The organism is Pleomorphomonas oryzae DSM 16300 (assembly GCF_000422965.1).
Lineage (GTDB): Bacteria > Pseudomonadota > Alphaproteobacteria > Rhizobiales > Pleomorphomonadaceae > Pleomorphomonas > Pleomorphomonas oryzae.
Genome location: NZ_AUHB01000001.1, coordinates 256,016 through 274,523 on the forward strand (window position 1 = coordinate 256,016; position 18,508 = coordinate 274,523).

Here is an 18,508-nt window from a genome sequence, read left to right on the forward strand (position 1 = left end):
AGACGGAGTTTTAGGCTGCGGTGACCTTGTCGAGGAAATCGGCCAGTAGATCTTCCAGCGCCTTGGTCTCGCGCTCGACTTCGGATGCGCTTTCCTTCACCGACTGCGCCGAGCGGGTGGTCGCATCGGCGGCGCTGGCGACGCGCTCGACGATGCCGAGCACCGAACCGGTGGCCGCAGCGGCGGCATGGACGTTGCCGCTGATCGATGTGGTCGCCTCGCTCTGCTGCCCCATGGCGTCGGCCATGGCGACCGTATAGCGATTGACGGTCGCCATGGTGTCGGTGATCGCCTGAATGGCTTCTGCGGCTTCCTCGGACGACGTCTGGATGGCAGCGATCTGGTGAGAGATCTCCTCAGTGGCCTTGGCGGTCTGGCCGGCCAGGTTCTTCACTTCGGAGGCAACGACCGCAAAGCCCCTGCCGGCCTCGCCGGCGCGGGCCGCCTCGATGGTCGCGTTGAGCGCCAGGAGATTGGTCTGACCGGCGATCGACTGGATCAGCGTAACGATCTTGCCGATCTCTTCGGAAGCGACGCGCAAGCCGCCGACCTTGGCATTGGCGGCATTGGCGCCCTGCGTGGCACTTTCGACCACGTCACGGGCGGCGTTCACCTGAGTGCCGAGGTTACGGATCGACGCGTCCAGTTCCTCCGCGGCGGCAGCCACCGAGCCCACCGAACCCGAGGCCGTCGATGAGGCATGCGCGGCCTCACCGGTACGCACGGTCGTCTCCTCGGCGACCTGCGTCAGATCGGCGGCGGTGGCCGTCATGCCGGCCATGCGGCGAGCAACCGCCTCGATGGTGTTGTGCACCTCGGCCCGGAACTCGGTGACCAGGCGATCGACCTCCTGCTGGCGGTTCTCGCGCCGGCGGCCCTCTTCGATCTGCTGCTCCTCAAGCCGCAGCCGTTCGATGGCAGCGGCGCGGAACACATCGACGGCGCGGGCAAGATCGCCGATCTCGTCCTTGCGGTCACGACCCGACAATTGGGTTTCGAGTTCGCCGGCCCCGAGACGCCGGACATCGGCGGCCAGTGTCGCCAAGGGCCGTGTCAGACGACGGGTAAGCTGCACTGCGATGCCTCCGACCAGAAGCAGGACCGCCGCGGCGACTGCGACGAGGGTCAGGGTCAGCCGCTTGACCGGCGCCAGAGCCGCGCTGCGATCATGCAGCGACAACACCTGCCAGCCGGGGCGCACTTGCGCCAGCGCTGCAAGTTCCACAATGCCGGGTTCGATTTGCGCTTCGAATACCTGTCCCTCCGCTGCCTTGCGCAAGGCGTTGGCCGAGAGATCGATCTGCATGTCGCCCTTCGCCGTCTGGCCGAAGGTAAAGCCCGAACCGGCTTCCGATGACACGAGAATGGACCGTCCAGTGGCGCCGAGACCGGTCTTGTCGGTCAGGATCTTCGAAGCCTGAGCCATGTTGACGCGCAATGCCACCACGGCGACAAAGCGACCTTCCATGATCACAGGCGCCACGAAATAGCTGCTGAGCCCAACCGAGGTGGACGGATCGGTCATGAAGCTGGTGAAGGCGGGCTTGAGCGCGGCAGGCTTAGCGCCAGGCGCCGGGATCATCGCCTTGACCACGTCGATCAGTGCCGGCTTGTTCTTGGCGTCCGTGATACGCCGGCCGAACAGGTCGTCCTTGGCATAGGAGTAGTAGGCCCTGCCGCCATCATCGAACAGCACGAGATCGTCAAAGCCCGTGTCGCGCAAGGCGGAGGCGACCGCCTTATGGCCCGTCGCATGGTAGATGAAATAACGCTCCGACGTGTCGTTGACGGTGGTCATCTCCTCGCGGTGCTGCGGGTTCGGGTTGCCGTCGACAAACACCTGCCGCAGGCGCGCACCGGGATCGTCGTCGAGGAGCTGGTTCCAGGCGCTGTTGAACTCGCGAGCCGACTCCTGAAGGGCCGAGGCGGAGGCGACGGCTGCCGCCTGGCTGGAGAGGCTATCGATCCACGCCTGCAGAGCGCCGGCACGCGCGCCGGCCGCAGTAACGATGGCCTCACCCGAGAGATCGGTGACCGTTTGTTCCGCCATGCGCTGGGTGGCGAAGGTCAGAACGGCGGCCAGTGCCAGCGCGGATGCCAGCACGACGAAAACTATTCTCCCTGTGAAGGACTTCAGCATGCGTGCCCCCGCTAAAATGGCGCGGGACCGCCTGTTTTCGCGATGCCAAAATCGAAGGCTGGACGCGGACACGTCCACCCGATTTCGACAGACCGGTCCGGCCTCTGCCGATGACTGGTCCCCGCCGTGACTGATACTTTCGTCTGAGTTTGTGCGTGGTCGCGCGTAAACAAGCCGTAAAGCGGATATGAAGTTTTCGCGATATCCTAACGATTGCAGCCTCTCTAGGCGCAATTCTCAGAGGGAGCCGTCAGCGACAGGGCAAAACGGTGGACAATGTGCCGTCGGTTGCCTAGGGCATGCGGCCCGCTGGTCTGGTCCAACTCGAATCCTTGCCGCTCCCAGAAGGTTCGCGCCCGTTGGTTGGCATCGAGGACGCCGATCAAAAGGCGTGATGCACGACGTGCGCGCGCGAGCTTTTTCACCTCGCAAAGGATCGCCTGTCCCAGACCTTCGCCCCGCGCTTCCGGAACCAGAAGAAGCAAGCCAAGATAGGCATCATCGGCTTCGGGATAACCAAAGGCCAGATCGCCAATCGCAACGAGAGCGTCATCATTGCCGCAGATGCCGAACTTCAACGTGTCCTCGGTGCTGGCCGGCGGCCGTTCCTCGAAGAAGGCGTGAGCGGCCGCATCCGGCGTCAAGCCGCTTTCCAGAGCAAGGTAGTCGGCGGCGCGGCGATAGACAGACTCGACCGCGCCGAAGTCGCGTGCCGGATGGAGCGGCACAAGGGCAACCGTCGTCGGCATGCCGGTCAGCGCAATGGAAAGGCGACCGCGCCGTCGCGACCGGTCTGGGCACGGTGCCGCAGCTTGTGATCGGCGAGCACCAGCGCCATCATCGCCTCGCCAACCGGCACGGCGCGGATGCCAACGCAAGGATCGTGGCGCCCACGCGTCATGATGTCCACGTCCTCGCCGGCTGCCGAAACCGAACGTCGATCGGTCAGGATCGACGAGGTCGGCTTGACGGCGAAGCGAGCCACCACGGGCTGGCCGGTGGAGATACCGCCAAGGACGCCGCCGGCATGGTTCGATGAGTGGAGGATGGTGCCGTCGTTGCCCATGCGCATCTCGTCGGCGTTGGCTTCGCCGGTCAGTTCGGCGGCGGCAAAGCCCTCGCCGATTTCGACACCCTTCACCGCATTGATCGACATCAGTGCCGAGGCGAGATCCTGGTCGAGCTTGCCGTAGATCGGCGCCCCCCAGCCGGCCGGCACGCCTTCGGCCACCAGCTCCACCACCGCGCCGACCGACGAACCGGCTTTGCGCACGCGGTCGAGATAGGCTTCGAAACGCGGCACGGCCTGAGGATCGGGACAGAAGAAGGGATTGTCGTTGACGGTGCTCCAATCCCAATTGGCGCGGTCGATCTTCTCCGTGCCGATTTGGACCAGGGCGCCACGGATGGTCACGCCGTCGATCACCAGGCGGGCGACGGCGCCGGCGGCAACACGGGCTGCCGTCTCGCGGGCCGAAGAACGGCCGCCACCACGATAGTCGCGAATGCCATACTTGAGATCATAGGCGACGTCGGCATGGCCGGGCCGGTACTTGTCACGGATGTCGCCGTAATCCTTGGACCGCTGGTCGGTATTGCGGATGAGCAGCGAAATGGGCGTTCCCGTGGTCACTGGGCCACCGGTGCGGTCATCCTCAAACACGCCTGAGAGTATCTCGACGAGGTCATCCTCGCGCCGTTGCGTCACGAAACGCGACTGGCCGGGCTTGCGGCGGTCGAGGAAGGTCTGGATGAATTCGGCGGTCAGCGGCAGGCCGGGCGGACAGCCGTCCACGACGACGCCCAGCGCCGGGCCGTGGCTTTCGCCCCAGGTGGTAATGCGGAAGAGATGTCCGAAACTGTTGTGCGACATCGATTTGCCCGGGATTGAAGAGCGGCGGCAGCCGCGACGATCTGGGATTTCTCTTATGGGGCGCGAAGGCGAACGTCAAATGGCCGAGACTTTGCCACGCTGCCGTATCATGGTGGACAGAATGATTCGTCCACCACGGCCGTGCCATGCCCCGCCTTGCTTCTCCTGCCCCTGATCTTCTTTCCGAGCTCATCATCGAGGCCTGCGACCGCCGCATGGAAGAAGATTTCGCGCGCCGCTGGGGTGGCCCCGTGGCGGGAGTGGACGAGGTCGGGCGCGGCCCATTGGCCGGGCCGGTGGTGACCGCGGCCGTGATTCTCACCGACGCGCCCCTGCCCGATGGGCTCACCGATTCCAAACAGCTCCGGCCGGATGTGCGCGAGCGGATGTACGAAGCGATCTGCCGCGACCATATCGTCGCCGTTGCCTCGGCGTCGGCGGCGCGTATCGACACCATGAACATTCTCGCCGCCAATCTCTGGGCGATGAGTCGTGCGGTCCGATCGCTGGCCGAACAGCCGGTGGGCGTACTGGTCGACGGGCGGGACGTCCCTGCCGGGCTGCTCGCCGCCGGCTATCGCGGGGCAGCCATCGTCAAGGGCGACGCACGCGTCGCCGCCATCGCCGCCGCCTCGGTTGTCGCCAAGGTGATGCGCGACCGCATGATGGAACTCCACGCCATCGAGTTTCCCGGCTATGGCTTCGAGACCAATGTCGGCTACGGGTCGGCCAAGCACCTGAAAGCGCTCACGGAACTCGGCCCGACACCGATCCATCGGCGCAGTTTCCGGCCGGTCCGCGACTGCATCGAAGCGCGGGCGGGCTGTAAGCAGACATGAAAAAGGGGCCGCAAAGGCCCCTCGTTCCCTGTCGATCCATAACGGCTGTTCAGCTGAACCGCGCCTTGACCTCATCGACCCCCTTAGAGATGAGATCGGCGGCAACCTCGCCCTGCACCTTTTCCTTGAGCAGGCGCCTCGAGGCGGCGATCGCCATATCTACGGCGACGGCCCGCACCTCGGCGACAGCCGCCGCCTCGGCGTGAGCGATCTTGGCCTCGACGGTGCGGGTCCGGTGCTCGATCAGTTCCTTGAGCGCTACCTCGGCGTCGGCCGTCATGCGCTTGGCTTCGGCTTCGGCGTGAGCGATGATTTCGGCGGCGTCCTTTTCGGCAGCGATGCGCTTCTGCTGATATTCAGCCAAGAGCGCTTCCGCCTCGCGACGCAGGAGCTTTGCCGCGTCGAGTTCGGCAGTCACCTCTTCGCCGCGCTTGTCGAGCATGCGGCCAACCTTGCCGAACACCCCGTAATAGCCGAGCACGACAAAGAACAGGATCAGACCTACGAAAGCCCAAGTGGTGTTATCAAGCATCGTGGCCCCCTCAGTGCTTGCCGACTGACACGGCGGCAACAGCCGCGGTGACCTCGTCGCGACCAACCTTGCCAACCAGCGCTTCGACGACCGCCTCGGTCGTTTCGGTGGCGATGGCTGACACGTGGTCGAGCGCGATCTTCTTGACGTCGGCGATGTGCTGCTCGGTATCGGCCAGCTTGGCGGCGAGCTGCGCCTCGGCGGCATGACGCCGGCCGTCGATCTCGTGCGCTACCTTGCTGCGCGTCTCGTGAGCGATCGCGTTGGCCTTATTGCGGGCGGCCGCAAGCGATGCCTCGTAGGAGGCGATGGCAGTATCCGTTTCGGCCTTGGCCCTTTCGGCTTCAACCAATTCGCTGGCAATCTTCGCGGCGCGCGCCTCGAGAATGTCGCTAATCTGCGGGATGACCTTTTTGGCCATCAGAACGTAGAGTGCGATGAAGACGATGGCCAGCCAGAACAGCTGCGAGGGGAAGGTCGAGGGGTCGAATGGCGGGAAGGTGCCGCCATGCTCACCGCCTCCGTGCGCCACCGTCGTGCCGGTAGCTTCCGTCGGCGCGTGACCGCCCTCCGCCGGAACGACCGCCGGCTGTTGTGCGTTGGCTTGGCTGATGAACCAGCTCATCGACGCTCAGGCTCCATGGATGATGATGGCCAAGCGGCGCCTCGAGGCGAAAACCACCTCGCGAGGCGCCGGCTCGTCACGGCCGGCCGAAAATCGGTCGGCAACATGTAGCGAGCCCCTTAGGGCTCACTTCAACTGTCTCGCGATCAGACGGCGAACAGCAGCAGCAGGGCGATCAGCAGCGAGAAGATGCCGAGCGCTTCGGTCACGGCAAAGCCGAGGATCAGGCGACCGAACTGGCCGTCAGCGGCCGAAGGATTACGGACGGCACTCGACAGATAGTTGCCGAAAATGCTGCCAAGGCCGATGGCGGCACCGGCGATGCCGATGGTCGAAAGGCCAGCGCCGATGTACTTCGCGGCTTCAGCTTCCATTGTAAGGCTCCTTAAGAAACAAAGACCTGGTGGTTTTGATGGGTGAACTTCGTCGATCCGGCCTCAGTGCCCCGGATGCAGGGCGTCGTTGAGGTACATGCAGGTGAGGATCGTGAAGACGTAAGCCTGGAGGAAAGCCACCAGGAATTCGAGGGCGGTCAGCGCTACCACCATGATCAGCGGCAGGAGAGCCCCGAGGAAGCCGAACGCGCCGAGGCTGGTCAGCGTCACCACGAAGCCGGCGAACACCTTGAGGGTGATGTGCCCGGCCAGCATGTTGGCGAACAGACGAACGGCGAGGCTGAGCGGCCGCGACAGGAAGGAAATGATCTCGATCAGCGTCACAAGCGGCACAATGGCCATTGGCACGCCCGACGGCACGAACAGCTTCAGGAAATGAGTACCGTTCTTGTAGAAGCCGTAGATCGTCACCGTGAAGATCACCAGCAACGCCAGAGCCGCCGTGACGATGATGTGCGAGGTGACCGTGAAGAAATAGGGCACCATGCCGAAGATGTTGGCGGTCAGCACGAACATGAACAGCGAAAACACCAGCGGCATGAAGCGCATACCGCTTTCGCCGGCGGCGTTTCTCAGCGTATTGGCGACGAACTCATAGGAAAGCTCTGCGACCGATTGCGCCCGCCCCGGCACCACTGCACGCGACGAACTGCCCCAGAGCAGCACCAGAGCAATGGCGGCCAGCGTCAATATCATGAACAACGAGGAGTTGGTGAAGGAGACGTCATAGCCATCAATATTGATGTCCACCAGTTTGTGGATACCAAACTGATGGATGGGATCGGTTCTTACGTCAGCCACCTTGAGGAGCTCCCTCGCTCGATCTCGCCCGCATACGGCCTCGGGCCAGCCCGCCCAGCCGTTCTAACTCAGTCTTCGCCGTCCTTGTTCCGCCCAGGCACGTTACCTGACAAAGCGGAGAACGGATCCTTCGCCTTCCCCGTCGTACGCATCACGTTCAGCGTCCCGGCGGCGAAACCCAGCAACAAGAATACGATCATCCCCCACGGGGTCGTCCCGAAGAGCCGATCGATCGTGTAGCCGATCACGAAGCCAACGATCACCCCAGCCACAAACTCCGACCCGACTTTCATCGCCTGACCGATGCCCGCCAGCCCGGAAGATTGTGACCCGTTGCCCCCCTGCTCGGACGGAGTACGACGCGCCTCCGCCAGCTTCTCCCCCAGCGCCCTGAGGCGGGGATCGCTTCCGACGTCGTCCGGCCGTTCGTCATCCTGACCCATCGGCGGCATCCTCGAGAACGCAGTCGCCAAGGCCCTGCAAGATCGGGGTAATCCCTGATTTGGCCGGCACCATAGTGTTCACACGGATGCCTGTCAAGATTGGCTTGGGCCTTAACATTGCCTTGATTTATATACGATTTTTCCGCCTGAAACCACAGCTCTCCGCAGACTACGACCTTAGTTGAGGCGCGCGTAATCGATTAAGCTGGGATCGCCTCGCAACAGGCAGCCAAAAGCGGCTGACGGCTCAGCTCGCCTCACGGAAGGATTCGGCGGTTTGCAGGTCCACGGACACCAGTTGAGACACGCCACGTTCGGCCATGGTGACGCCGAATAGCCGATTCATCCGCGCCATGGTGATGGGATTGTGGGTGATGACCACGAAGCGGGTCTCGGTCGAGCGAGCCATCTCTTCCAGGAGATCGCAATAGCGTTCGACATTGGCATCGTCGAGCGGCGCGTCCACCTCGTCGAGCACGCAGATCGGCGCGGGGTTGGTGAGGAAGACGGCGAAGATCAGCGCCATGGCGGTCAGCGCCTGCTCGCCGCCGGAGAGCAGCGTCATGGTCTGCGGCTTCTTGCCCGGCGGACGGGCGAGGATTTCGAGCCCTGCCTCCAACGGATCTTCCGCATCGACGAGCTGTAATTCCGCGGTACCGCCACCGAACAGATGAACGAACAGCCGTTGAAAATGGGCGTTGACGATGCCGAAGGCATTGAGCAGCCGTTCGCGCGCCTCGCGGTTCAAGTTCTGGATGCCCTGGCGCAGCCGCCGGATCGCCTCGATCAGGTCTTCGCGCTCGTTGACCAGCGTGTCGAGTCGTTCTTCCAGCTCGGCCTGCTCCGCCTCGGCCTGCAGATTGACGCCGCCGAGCTTGTCGCGCTCCACCTTCAGTCGTTCAAGGCGGGTTTCCACGCCGACGATATCCGGCAAGGGCGCGTCCTCATCGATTTCGGCAAGCTGGCGCAGAGCGTAGAGCGGCGCGTCGAAGCGATCACGGATCTCGCCGGCATATTCCTCGAGCCGGTGCTTTGCCGCGGCGAGCCGCTCTTCGGAACGCACTCGTCCCTCGCGGATGGTGGACAAGCGCGCAAGAGCTTCGGCGGCTGTACGATCCGCCTCGCCGGCCTGCATCTCGCCGTCGCGCAGGCGATCGGAAGCCTCGGTGCTGGCGGTTTCCGCCGTGGCGATCGCCCGCATCAGTCCACGGCGAGCCTCGACAATCTCGTCGGGTCTGTCGATCAGCTCGGCCCGCTCGTCTTCCACTTGCGCAAGCCGGTCGTCCAGCTCACCGAGGTGGGCGGCAGCGTGGCGAACGCGATCGCCCCACCCTGCCCGCTCGCGCTCGATCGCCTCCATGCGCCGCTTACGCAACTCACCCTCGCGGCGGATCATATCGACGGCGGCGCGTGCCTCAGAGAAGCGGGCGCGCGTATCGGCCGCCTCGGTGCGCAGATCGTGAACGCGAGCCGTTAGCTCGGCGGCGTCGGCGAGTTCGGCATACCGCTCCTCGGCTTCGGCCTTGCGAGCGGCAAGCTCCTCAGCATCGGCTGCGAGACGCTCGCGCTGGCCAGCGGCGGCCGAACGGCGGGCGACGGTTTCAGCCAGAGCTCGCTCGGCCATCAGCAACTGATCGCGGGCGACAGAGGCGGCGCGCTCCGCCACCTTGACCGCCTCGCGGGCAGCGCGTTCCTCGGCCTCGGCTTCGCGAAGGCGCGCTTCGGCACCGTCGAGCACCTGTCGGCGGCTGGCGCAAAGCTCACCCGCCGCTTCCCGCAGGGCATCGATCTCCGCAAGGCGGTTGCGAGCGGCGAGCCGGCGGGCGGCGACGGTCGGCGCATCGGCAGCGGCGGCGTATCCATCCCAACGCCAGAGGGCGCCTTCGAGCGTGACCAGCATCTGACCAGTGGCGAGCCGCGGTTGCAACCGCGCGGCGTCCTCCGCCTTGACGACGCCAATCTGACGCAGGCGACGGCCAATCACGTCGGGGCCATCGACAAACTTGGCAAGCGGCGGCACGCCGTCGGGCAGCGACGGATCGTCGGAGCCATCGCCGGGCATGGTCCAGTAAGCGGGCGCGCGATCGTCGATCGGTGCCTCGATGTCCTCACCGAGGGCGGCGGCCAGCGCCGTCTCGAACCCCTTCTGAGGGATGAGCCGATCGACCAGCGGCGGGAACAGCTGGCCGTGCTCGATATCGAGCATCTTGGCCAATGTCCGCGCTTCAGTGTCGAGCTTCTGAAGCTCGCGCTCCGCCTCGGCAAGCGGACCGGTCGCCGCGAGACGCTCTTCCTCGGCAGCGCGGCGGCCGGCTTCGGCATCCTCAACCGACGTTTCGGCCTCGAAGACAGTGGCGGCGGCGAGTTCGATTTCCTCGCGCGCCGAGGCAATGGCGTCGTCGGCGCCAAGCCGCTCGTCAAGCTCGGCCAGTTCGGCGTCGAGTGCTTCGAGATCGCGCAAAAGACGATCGAGGCGGAGCCCGGCGTCGCGAACCTCACGTTCGAGCGAGCCTTTCAGCGCCGCCGCCTCGGCTTCGGCCGACGTTGCCGCGGCAAGATCTGCATCGATTTCGGCAAGACGGCCGGCAATGTCGGAGGCGAGCGCCTCGGCCTCAGCCTGTCGCTCCTCCTCGCCGAGCTCTTCTGCCATCAGCGTCTCGGCCTCGTCGGCGAGGGCGGCAAGGCGCTCGTCGTTTTCGGCCACCAGCGCCGACTCGCGCGCCCGATCGCGGGCAATCTCTTCGGCGCGGCGGGAAAGCTCGGCCAGTCGTTCGCGCGCGCGCCGCTCTTCGGCCTCCGATTCAGCAAGCGCAATCCGCAATCGCTGCAAGGCCGCGGCGGTTTCGACGGCCCGGTCACGCAGGCCAGGCAGTTCATGGGCGATGATCGCCTGGCGGCGGACAGCCTCGGTCTGGGCGGCCTGAGCATCGGCAACGGCGCCGAAGCTGTCCGTCATCTGTGCTTCGGCTTCCTCGACCTGGATCATCAGATCGCCGACGCGCAGGAAGGCGACGGTGGCTTCGGCCTTGCGGATATCGGCCGAGAGGTTGCGGTAGCGCGCTGCCTGCCGCGCCTGCTTGCGCAGGCCTTCGAGGCGCGCCTCGATTTCGCGCAGCACGTCTTCCATGCGCGTGAGGTTGGTCTCGGCGCCCTTGAGGCGCAGTTCGGCGTCGTGGCGGCGAGAATGCAGGCCGGAAATACCGGCGGCCTCTTCCAAAATGGTGCGGCGTTGCGTTGGCTTGGCGGCAATCAGCTCGCCGATCTGCCCCTGCCGCACCATGGCCGGCGAGCGGGCGCCGGTCGAGGCGTCGGCGAACAGGAGCTGCACGTCGCGGGCGCGCACGTCCTTGCCGTTGATACGGTAGGAGGAACCGGTCTGCCGTTCGATACGGCGGGTAATCTCCAGGAGATCGGCTTCATTGAAGGCAGGCGGCGCGGTGCGCAGGTCGTTTCTGAGGACCAGCGTCACTTCGGCGGCGTTGCGGGCTGGCCGTCTGCCGGAACCGGAGAAAATGACGTCGTCCATGCCGGAGGCGCGCATCGCCTTGTAGGAGCTTTCGCCCATCACCCAGCGCATGGCTTCGACGAGATTGGATTTGCCGCAGCCGTTAGGGCCGACCACGCCGGTCAGGCCGGGTTCGATGACGAACTCGGAGAAGTCCACGAAGGACTTGAAGCCCTGTATCTTCAGCCGCTCGAACTGCATTGGCGATCCGCTTCGGCACCACCCTATTCATAGAGTGTGACCGTACCATGGACCACCACATCATGAAGGCCGCGACGCCGCCCCGGCAAGAGGCGGGCATCGCGGCCCTGTTGATATCCGGCGGTTATCACCAGTTGAGAATCAGAGCAGCGGGTCGATCTTGGCCGACATCTCGTCGATCGACATGAAGCCGACTTCCCGCTTGCCGTTGATGAAGAAGGTGGGCGTGCCGGTGATGCCGAAGGCATCGGCGCCGTGCTTGCGCGTCTCGTTGATGTTGTCGAGCAGCTTCTGATCGGTCAACGTCGCTTCGAAGGTGGCCGGCGAATAGCCGAACTGCTTGGACACATTGCGCAAGCCGGAGAGCGGATCGTCGACGAAGGCCCACTGGTCCTGCGTCTTGAAGAGGTAGGCTACCACATCGAAATACTTGCCACCCGGAGCGTTGCGGGCCAGCATGAAACCGGCTGCCGCCAGCGGATCAAGCGGGAACTCCCGGATCACGAAGTAGATCTTGCCGGTATCTATATACTTGGTCTTGATCGCATCGAAGGTCTTGTTATGGAAGTCGGCGCAATGGCTGCAGGTCATCGACATATATTCGACGATCTTCACCTTGGCATCGGGATTGCCGAGAGCCATCTCGGGCAGCACGCCCGGCTTCATCAGTTCGGTCACGTCGACTGTGGCTGCCGGCTCCTGCGCAAAAGCCAGTCCGGGGAATGACGCCATGGCGGCAAAGCCGGCCGCGGCAATTGCGGTGGTCATAAGAAAGCGGCGGCGAGTCAACATGTCGTTCCCTTCCGGATAACGGGCCTAGCAGGCAAGTCATTGGCGGCAAATTATGGCAAGGACGCGTCATTGGGAAGAGGACGAAGTTTCCGCCTGCGATCTGCTGTTATCAGGCATCCCGGCGGCATCGCCCTGAAGTCATCGGCGAGGCTTGCAGTATCTTCTCAACGCTGGCTCCGGACATCACCGCTGATGGCTCGCCCCAGCCGCTCCACCGCCGCCTTCAGGCCGTCATCGGTAATGCCGGATGCCAATGACTGCACCCTTGCCTCCGCTTCCGGTGAAAGCTTGACCGGCCGAGGTTTCGGCCGCGGACCGATCCTCACCGGCGGCAGTTGCAGCGGTTTCAGGCGACCCACGACGCGATAGCCAAAGAACGTGTTGATGCGTTCGATCAGTTGCGGCGCCTCAAGCGTCAGGCGCATCGCCGCCGCCCCGGAGCAGCGTACGGTGAGGACGGCCGGCTCGTGCACTTCCTCTTCGATCAATCCCTTCGGCCGTCGCGGCCAGGAAAGCTGATCGGGCGCGGTGGTTTCGGCATAGGCGGGACCAACAATATCCGGCCAGTGGGCAACAAGGTCGAGCGTGGCGAAGCCGCGTTTGCGGCAGGCGGCATTGAGCGGCTCGGCGATGATGTCGGCCAGCGGTCGCACCCCTTTGTAGACGAAAGCCGGTTTTCTCACGCGCGCCATCTGCTATGGAACCTCCAGTGTTCCGTCCTCGAACTCAGGTTATCCCACATGCCGGTGCCGTCCGCCACAGCCCTTCTCGACTGGTACGACGTCCACGCCCGCCGGCTGCCCTGGCGGGTGCCGCCGGAAGATCGCAAGTTGGGCATACTGCCTGATCCCTACCGCATCTGGCTTTCCGAGGTGATGCTGCAGCAGACGACGGTAGCCGCGGTCAAAAGCTATTTCCTCGATTTTCTGACGCGTTGGCCGACGCTGCAGGCGCTTGCCGCCGCGCCGCGCGACGAGGTGATGGCCGCCTGGGCAGGGCTCGGCTATTACTCGCGCGCCCGCAATCTCAAGGCCTGCGCAGAGGCGGTGGCACGTGATCACGGCGGCCGCTTTCCGGAAACGGTGGAGGGTCTCGCCACCCTGCCCGGTATCGGCCCCTATACGGCCGCAGCCATTGCGGCCATTGCCTTCGACGTTCCGGCCGCCGTCGTCGACGGTAATGTCGAACGAGTGGTTGCCCGCCTGTTCGCACTGGAAACGCCGCTGCCCGACGTCAAACCGGAGATCCGCCGCCTGACGGCGACGCTGACACCGGAAAAGCGCCCCGGCGATTTCGCACAGGCGATGATGGATCTCGGTGCCACCATCTGCACGCCGAAGCGGCCGGCCTGCGCACTCTGCCCTTGGTCGGAGCCTTGTCTCGCCCGACGGCGCGGCGATGCCGAAACCCTGCCGCGCCGGAAGGCCAAGGCCGAACGGCCGACGCGTTACGGCGTCGCTTTCGTTGCCCGCCGGTTCGACGGCGCGCTGCTGGTGCGTCGCCGCCCTGACAAGGGGCTGCTTGGCGGCATGCTGGAAGTGCCCGGCAGCGATTGGCAGGAAGGCGCATCACCGGCAGCCGCACCACCATTCCAGGCCGACTGGAAGAGCGCCGGAATAGTCGAGCATACGTTCACTCATTTCCACCTCATGCTATCGGTGAACACGACGAACGTTGGCGACCGGCCGCCACCTGCCGACTGTTTCTGGCTTGAGGCCGCCGCCGTGGCCGGCGAGGCGTTGCCTTCCGTCATGCGCAAGGTGGTGGAAATGGGAACAGGAGCGTCAACGCGACGGCCACGCCAGCGCTCCCGTAAAGAGGGCACTATTTTCGACGGCGATTTTTGATTGAATCATTCCGATCGGTTACGACCATCGTCGCATCGCAACTTACTTGGTGATTAACGGCTTCAGTGAGATAATGCGTTCATTAGGGCAAAGCCCGACAGTCATTTGATCGGCCAGCTCTGGGTTGGGCTAATCCGGTGCGGCAAGGCCGAGCGATAGATATTTTGAGAGTAGGCCAATCCCGCATGCCGAACGGCACGGATTTGAAAACTGATCGCCGATAAAAGAAATGGCTCTCCGCACCGTCGGAGAGCCTTCTTTTTATGTGTTGGGGCGATGGTTTCTCAGGCGCCGGCGGCCGCGAGTTCGCCGCGGATGCGGCCACGCAGCTCATCGATCAGAACAAGCGCTCCGCCACTCTCGACATGCCAGTAGGTCCAGCCGTTGCAGGCCTCCAGCCCCTGCACCGAGGCACCCACCTTGTGAATCGAACCGGCTATGGCGCCGGAAGCAATCGAGCCATCGGCCCGAACGGTAGCGACATGGCGGCGGCGAGCGTCACAAAGCTTGTCGCCCGGCCGGATCATCCCGGCTTCGATCAGCGAGCCGAAGGGAATACGAGGTTCGGCACGCTTCGGCGTGACAACCGCGAGGCCGTCGTCCGGCGCGCGCTCCACCGAGGCAATTCGCGCTCGCGCGAAATCGGCATAGGTGCTGTCTCGCTCGACGCCCACGAAATGCCGGCCGAGCCTCTTTGCCACCGCTGCCGACGTACCAGTGCCGAGGAACGGGTCCAGAACGACATCGTCGGGCTTCGACGACGACATCAGCACGCGCCACAGCAGCGCCTCCGGCTTCTGGGTCGGATGCACCTTGTCGCCTTCGGCATTCTTCAGCCGCTCGCCGCCGGTGCAGATCGGCAGCAACCAGTCGGAGCGCATCTGGAGATCATCGTTGAAGGCTTTCATGGCCTCGTAATTGAAGGTGATGCCCTTGGCTTCCCGGTCGCGCGACGCCCAGATCAGCGTCTCGTGCGCGTTGGTGAAGCGCTTGCCCTTGAAATTGGGCATCGGGTTAGCCTTGCGCCAGATGATGTCGTTGAGCACCCAGAACCCCAGGTCCTGCATGATCGAGCCGACACGGAAGATGTTGTGATAGGAGCCGATCACCCACATGGTGCCGGTCGGCTTCAGCACCCGCCGGCAGGCAAGCAGCCAGGCGCGGGTGAAAGCGTCATAGGCCTCGAAGCTATCGAAGCGATCCCAGTCGTCATCAACCGCATCGACCTTCGACTGGTCGGGGCGAGTGAGATCGCCACCGAGCTGCAGGTTGTAAGGAGGATCGGCAAAAATCAGGTCGACCGACGCCTTGGGCAGACGCTCCAGCGCGGCGACACAATCGCCGACAATCACGCTGTCGAGCCATTCAGGCTTGGAAGAGACGGCAGGGGAGTGGAGAGAAACCTCGGACGACGGCGCGGCCGTCCGCTGACGCAGTACACTCATGGCTCTCCCACTCCGACGCAAAACAAACAGGAGGGGGTCTACACACCCCTGCCGGAAACCAATCTCCTCCGGCAGGGTAAATTCGAAGTTAAGCGGTGAGAGTTGCCATTGATTAATTATTTCAATGGTTTGTTAACTATACCAGCGAAACGAGGCGAAGCTTCCGCCCCACCACTCATTCCCGCCAGAGAAAATCGCGCTTGCCGACGGGCATGCCGAGATGGCGCAGGATGTCGTAGGCGGTGGTCAGGTGGAAATAGAAGTTGGGGAACGCATAACCCTGAAGATAGTCGATGGCTTTCAGCTCCATCGTTTCGTGGCGAAGCTTCAGCGTAACGATCGCCTCCTCACGGCCGTTGACAGCGGCGGCGGGCACCGATGCAACGAAGGCGAGCGTCTTTTCGATGCGGGCATATAATTCTGCAAAGGTCTGCTCGGTGTCGGCATACGAGGGAATGTCGAGGTCGCCGAGGCGAGCCATGGCGCCCTTGGCGTGGTCGGTGGCGATTTGTACCTGCCGCTTCAGTTCGAACATGTCCGGCGCGAGGCGAGCCCCGAGTATGGCTTCCTCGGAAAGGTTGCGCGCCGGGCCTTCGGCCTCACCAATCTTGAGAAGATGGACAAGCGATTTGAGGCGGGCCGTGAAGACCGGCGCCGCAATGGCGTGAAGCTCGATGGTCATGAGAAGTCCTTCCAGCTGGCGGAACGCTTCCAACTGGCGCTCCTGCACGCGCCTCATTAGCCGGACGCGGCGGCTTGAACCAGTCAACTCTCGGAGATGTCAGCCCTTGCGACCGGTCAATCCGGCGACCATGCCGACAGGCAGGCGAACGGCGAGCAGCAGGCCCGCCAACACGCCCTTGGCGCCGCCACCAGCCAGCGCGCCATCCTGACCATCGGCGATCACCCGTACCACCGGCGTCCGGAGACGGATAAGCCGGCGCCGCCCGACACGTCGGATCAGATCGACGCCAGCCAAGCCGTCATGCCGGACGAAACCGCCGAGTTCGCGCAAATAGTTCCTGGAGATGATCAGGCCTTGGTCGGGATGCGTCACGCCGGCCAGGCGGCCGAACAGGCGCAATAGATAGTGCTTGAGGCTGCCGGCAATCGTATCGTCGTCGGACGCGAGGCGGAAGACGGCTGCGAACCGGCTGTCACCGTGCCGGAGACGCCGCTCCACCGCCGCCTGCAGATCGCTCTCCCAGCCGGGATCGAGCAGCACGCCGGGACGCAGGAACATCAGGAACTCGCCGCGCTGGGCGGCCGCTGCCCCGATCGCGCAGCGCGCCCAAGCGCCACCTGACCCGGAAATGAGATCGCAGCCTGTCCCTTCGGCAACAAGACGCGTCTGATCATCCGAGCCGCCATCGACCACCACCACTTCGCGCACCGTGCCATCAGCGGCGGCAGTGACCAGCGTCGCAAGCGTACGAACGAGGGCTTCCTCGCTGTTTCGAGTGGGGATGACGACCGAGATCATACTTTCGTTCTAGCGGGTTTCCCTGGGAAGCGCGAGCCCGTCCGAACGCGGACATGCGCTTGACTGACCGCGATCGGACATCACCCCGGTTTTGCTTTCTCGCGCATGATTTTTGCGCTTCCCCCTCACGGTTTTCCCAAAGGACTCTTCGTCCCTCGGTGAAACCGAGCAGGCAGGACGTGCGCAATGCTTACAGGTGGATAATGCAAGAATGTTCTTGACCTGTTCTCATCCACGCATAAGATCAAATCATGAACATCGCATACCGCCCCCTCACAGAGCCCATCCCGGTGCCGGAGATCGCCGATACGGCGGTCATCGCCGGCCGTCGGCGTGGCCGGGGCGCGGGCATCAATCCTTCGGGCCGGTTCGAGGCTTATGCCCGCACCACCTTCGATGACGGCTGGAGCGACAGCGACGAGCTGCCGCCCTTCAAGACGACGGTGCAGGTCGAGCCGGCGCGGACCATCATCACTCGCAACGATAGTCCAGACATTGCCTTCGACCGGTCGCTGAACCCTTATCGCGGCTGCGAACACGGCTGCGTCTACTGCTACGCCCGGCCGAACCACGCCTATCTCGGCCTGTCGCCGGGCTTGGATTTCGAGACCCAGCTCTACGCCAAGACCAACGCGGCGGACGTGCTGGAGCGCCAGCTCAGCGCGCCGTCCTACCAGCCAAAAGTGATCGCCATCGGTACGGCCACCGACGCCTACCAGCCGATCGAGAAGGAACAGAAGATCACCCGACGGGTGTTGGAAGTGCTGGCGAAGACCCAGCATCCGGCGCTGATCATCACCAAATCGGCGCTGGTTCTTCGCGATCTCGACATTCTTCAGCCGATGGCTGAACAGGGGCTGGTCAAAGTGGCGATCTCGATCACCACGCTGGATCGGCGCCTGGCGCGCGCCATGGAGCCGCGAGCTTCCAGCCCGCAACGTCGCCTTGAGACCATCCAGAAACTGACGGCTGCCGGCATCCCGGTCGGTATCATGATGGCACCGATCATTCCGGCGGTTACCGACAGCGAGATCGAGCGCATTCTCGAAGCGGCCCATACCTTCGGTGCCCGTGAGGCCGGCTATGTGCTGCTGCGCCTGCCTCTTGAAGTGTCGGAGATCTTCCGGGAGTTTTTGCTGCGCGAGCTGCCCGACCGCTATCGGCACGTCATGAACGTGCTGAAATCGATGCGCGGTGGTAAGGACTACGATGCAGAATGGGGCAAGCGCATGCGCGGTACCGGCCCCTATGCCTGGCAGATCGGCCGGAGGTTTGAGCTGACCGCCAAGCGCCTCGGCCTCAACAAGCACCGGATCAAGCTCGATACCGAGAAATTCCTGAAGCCGGGCAATGGCGGCGTTCAGCTCAGCCTGTTCTGAGCGGCACAGGAGTTGGAGAAATCTACGGTTCAGGTTGCCAAATCGAGCGCCCCTCACATTCGGCTGTCAGAAAACGCCATGAGCCTTGATGTTCGACGCATCCTCTAGGGCTGAGGTGTGTTCCAAGATAGGCGATTCCTGTCGCCAAGATCAGGATCAGAGCGATGAGTACCCGGTCTCTGGCTCGCATGACATCCTTGGGGCCCCT

At 64.0% G+C, this 18,508-nt stretch carries 17 protein-coding genes; 3 read left to right on the forward strand and 14 right to left on the reverse strand.

The window, feature by feature from the left end; genetic code table 11:
* Positions 1 to 10 precede the first annotated feature (10 nt).
* The 3 genes from G522_RS28730 to aroC all read right to left on the reverse strand — a co-directional run bounded on the left by G522_RS28730 (position 11) and on the right by aroC (position 4,013).
* Positions 11 to 2,140, reverse strand: a complete 2,130-nt coding sequence (locus G522_RS28730; protein ID WP_084632641.1) for a methyl-accepting chemotaxis protein — start codon at positions 2,138 to 2,140, stop codon at positions 11 to 13.
* 224 nt (positions 2,141 to 2,364) lie between these two features.
* On the reverse strand, positions 2,365 to 2,889 hold the full coding sequence (locus G522_RS25010; protein WP_051228010.1) for a GNAT family N-acetyltransferase: 525 nt from the start codon (positions 2,887 to 2,889) through the stop codon (positions 2,365 to 2,367).
* A 5-nt stretch (positions 2,890 to 2,894) separates the two neighbouring features.
* Complete coding sequence (gene aroC / locus G522_RS0101240; RefSeq protein ID WP_026789494.1) at positions 2,895 to 4,013, reverse strand: chorismate synthase; 1,119 nt, start codon at positions 4,011 to 4,013, stop codon at positions 2,895 to 2,897.
* A gap of 146 nt (positions 4,014 to 4,159) precedes the next feature.
* Between aroC and G522_RS25015 the strand changes: the two genes are divergently transcribed.
* On the forward strand, positions 4,160 to 4,852 hold the full coding sequence (locus G522_RS25015; protein ID WP_051228013.1) for a ribonuclease HII: 693 nt from the start codon (positions 4,160 to 4,162) through the stop codon (positions 4,850 to 4,852).
* A 49-nt stretch (positions 4,853 to 4,901) separates the two neighbouring features.
* Here G522_RS25015 and G522_RS0101255 read toward each other — a convergent pair whose 3' ends face one another.
* The 8 genes from G522_RS0101255 to G522_RS0101290 all read right to left on the reverse strand — a co-directional run bounded on the left by G522_RS0101255 (position 4,902) and on the right by G522_RS0101290 (position 12,838).
* Positions 4,902 to 5,384 carry a F0F1 ATP synthase subunit B family protein gene (locus G522_RS0101255; RefSeq protein WP_026789495.1) on the reverse strand — a complete coding sequence of 161 codons (483 nt, stop codon included), beginning with the start codon at positions 5,382 to 5,384 and terminating at the stop codon, positions 4,902 to 4,904.
* Positions 5,385 to 5,394: 10 nt separating this feature from the next.
* Positions 5,395 to 6,009: a F0F1 ATP synthase subunit B gene (locus G522_RS25020; RefSeq protein WP_036837552.1), complete on the reverse strand. Its 615-nt coding sequence runs from the start codon at positions 6,007 to 6,009 to the stop codon at positions 5,395 to 5,397.
* A gap of 146 nt (positions 6,010 to 6,155) precedes the next feature.
* Positions 6,156 to 6,383, reverse strand: coding sequence for a F0F1 ATP synthase subunit C (locus G522_RS0101265; RefSeq protein WP_026789496.1), 228 nt, complete (start codon positions 6,381 to 6,383; stop codon positions 6,156 to 6,158).
* 63 nt (positions 6,384 to 6,446) lie between these two features.
* Complete coding sequence (locus G522_RS0101270) at positions 6,447 to 7,205, reverse strand: F0F1 ATP synthase subunit A (RefSeq protein ID WP_026789497.1); 759 nt, start codon at positions 7,203 to 7,205, stop codon at positions 6,447 to 6,449.
* A 68-nt stretch (positions 7,206 to 7,273) separates the two neighbouring features.
* Positions 7,274 to 7,648 (reverse strand): AtpZ/AtpI family protein, encoded by a 375-nt coding sequence (locus G522_RS25025; protein WP_084632642.1) that lies wholly within the window; start codon positions 7,646 to 7,648, stop codon positions 7,274 to 7,276.
* 247 nt (positions 7,649 to 7,895) lie between these two features.
* The gene (locus G522_RS0101280) at positions 7,896 to 11,354 is read right to left on the reverse strand and encodes a chromosome segregation SMC family protein (RefSeq protein ID WP_026789498.1); all 3,459 of its coding nucleotides are present in this window, start codon (positions 11,352 to 11,354) and stop codon (positions 7,896 to 7,898) included.
* Between the two features lie 141 nt (positions 11,355 to 11,495).
* Positions 11,496 to 12,146 carry a DsbA family protein gene (locus G522_RS0101285; RefSeq protein ID WP_036837556.1) on the reverse strand — a complete coding sequence of 217 codons (651 nt, stop codon included), beginning with the start codon at positions 12,144 to 12,146 and terminating at the stop codon, positions 11,496 to 11,498.
* 164 nt (positions 12,147 to 12,310) lie between these two features.
* Positions 12,311 to 12,838: a DUF721 domain-containing protein gene (locus G522_RS0101290; protein WP_051228016.1), complete on the reverse strand. Its 528-nt coding sequence runs from the start codon at positions 12,836 to 12,838 to the stop codon at positions 12,311 to 12,313.
* A 48-nt stretch (positions 12,839 to 12,886) separates the two neighbouring features.
* Between G522_RS0101290 and mutY the strand changes: the two genes are divergently transcribed.
* Positions 12,887 to 13,993, forward strand: coding sequence for an A/G-specific adenine glycosylase (gene mutY / locus G522_RS25030; protein WP_051228019.1), 1,107 nt, complete (start codon positions 12,887 to 12,889; stop codon positions 13,991 to 13,993).
* 284 nt (positions 13,994 to 14,277) lie between these two features.
* Here mutY and G522_RS0101300 read toward each other — a convergent pair whose 3' ends face one another.
* From G522_RS0101300 to G522_RS0101310, 3 genes are all read right to left on the reverse strand, one after another.
* Complete coding sequence (locus G522_RS0101300) at positions 14,278 to 15,438, reverse strand: site-specific DNA-methyltransferase (protein ID WP_026789501.1); 1,161 nt, start codon at positions 15,436 to 15,438, stop codon at positions 14,278 to 14,280.
* A gap of 175 nt (positions 15,439 to 15,613) precedes the next feature.
* On the reverse strand, positions 15,614 to 16,120 hold the full coding sequence (locus tag G522_RS0101305; protein WP_026789502.1) for a DUF1993 domain-containing protein: 507 nt from the start codon (positions 16,118 to 16,120) through the stop codon (positions 15,614 to 15,616).
* A gap of 99 nt (positions 16,121 to 16,219) precedes the next feature.
* Positions 16,220 to 16,921: a glycosyltransferase gene (locus G522_RS0101310; protein WP_026789503.1), complete on the reverse strand. Its 702-nt coding sequence runs from the start codon at positions 16,919 to 16,921 to the stop codon at positions 16,220 to 16,222.
* A gap of 251 nt (positions 16,922 to 17,172) precedes the next feature.
* Here G522_RS0101310 and G522_RS0101315 point away from each other — a divergent pair, with 251 nt between their 5' ends.
* Complete coding sequence (locus G522_RS0101315) at positions 17,173 to 18,300, forward strand: PA0069 family radical SAM protein (protein ID WP_026789504.1); 1,128 nt, start codon at positions 17,173 to 17,175, stop codon at positions 18,298 to 18,300.
* Positions 18,301 to 18,508 lie beyond the last annotated feature (208 nt).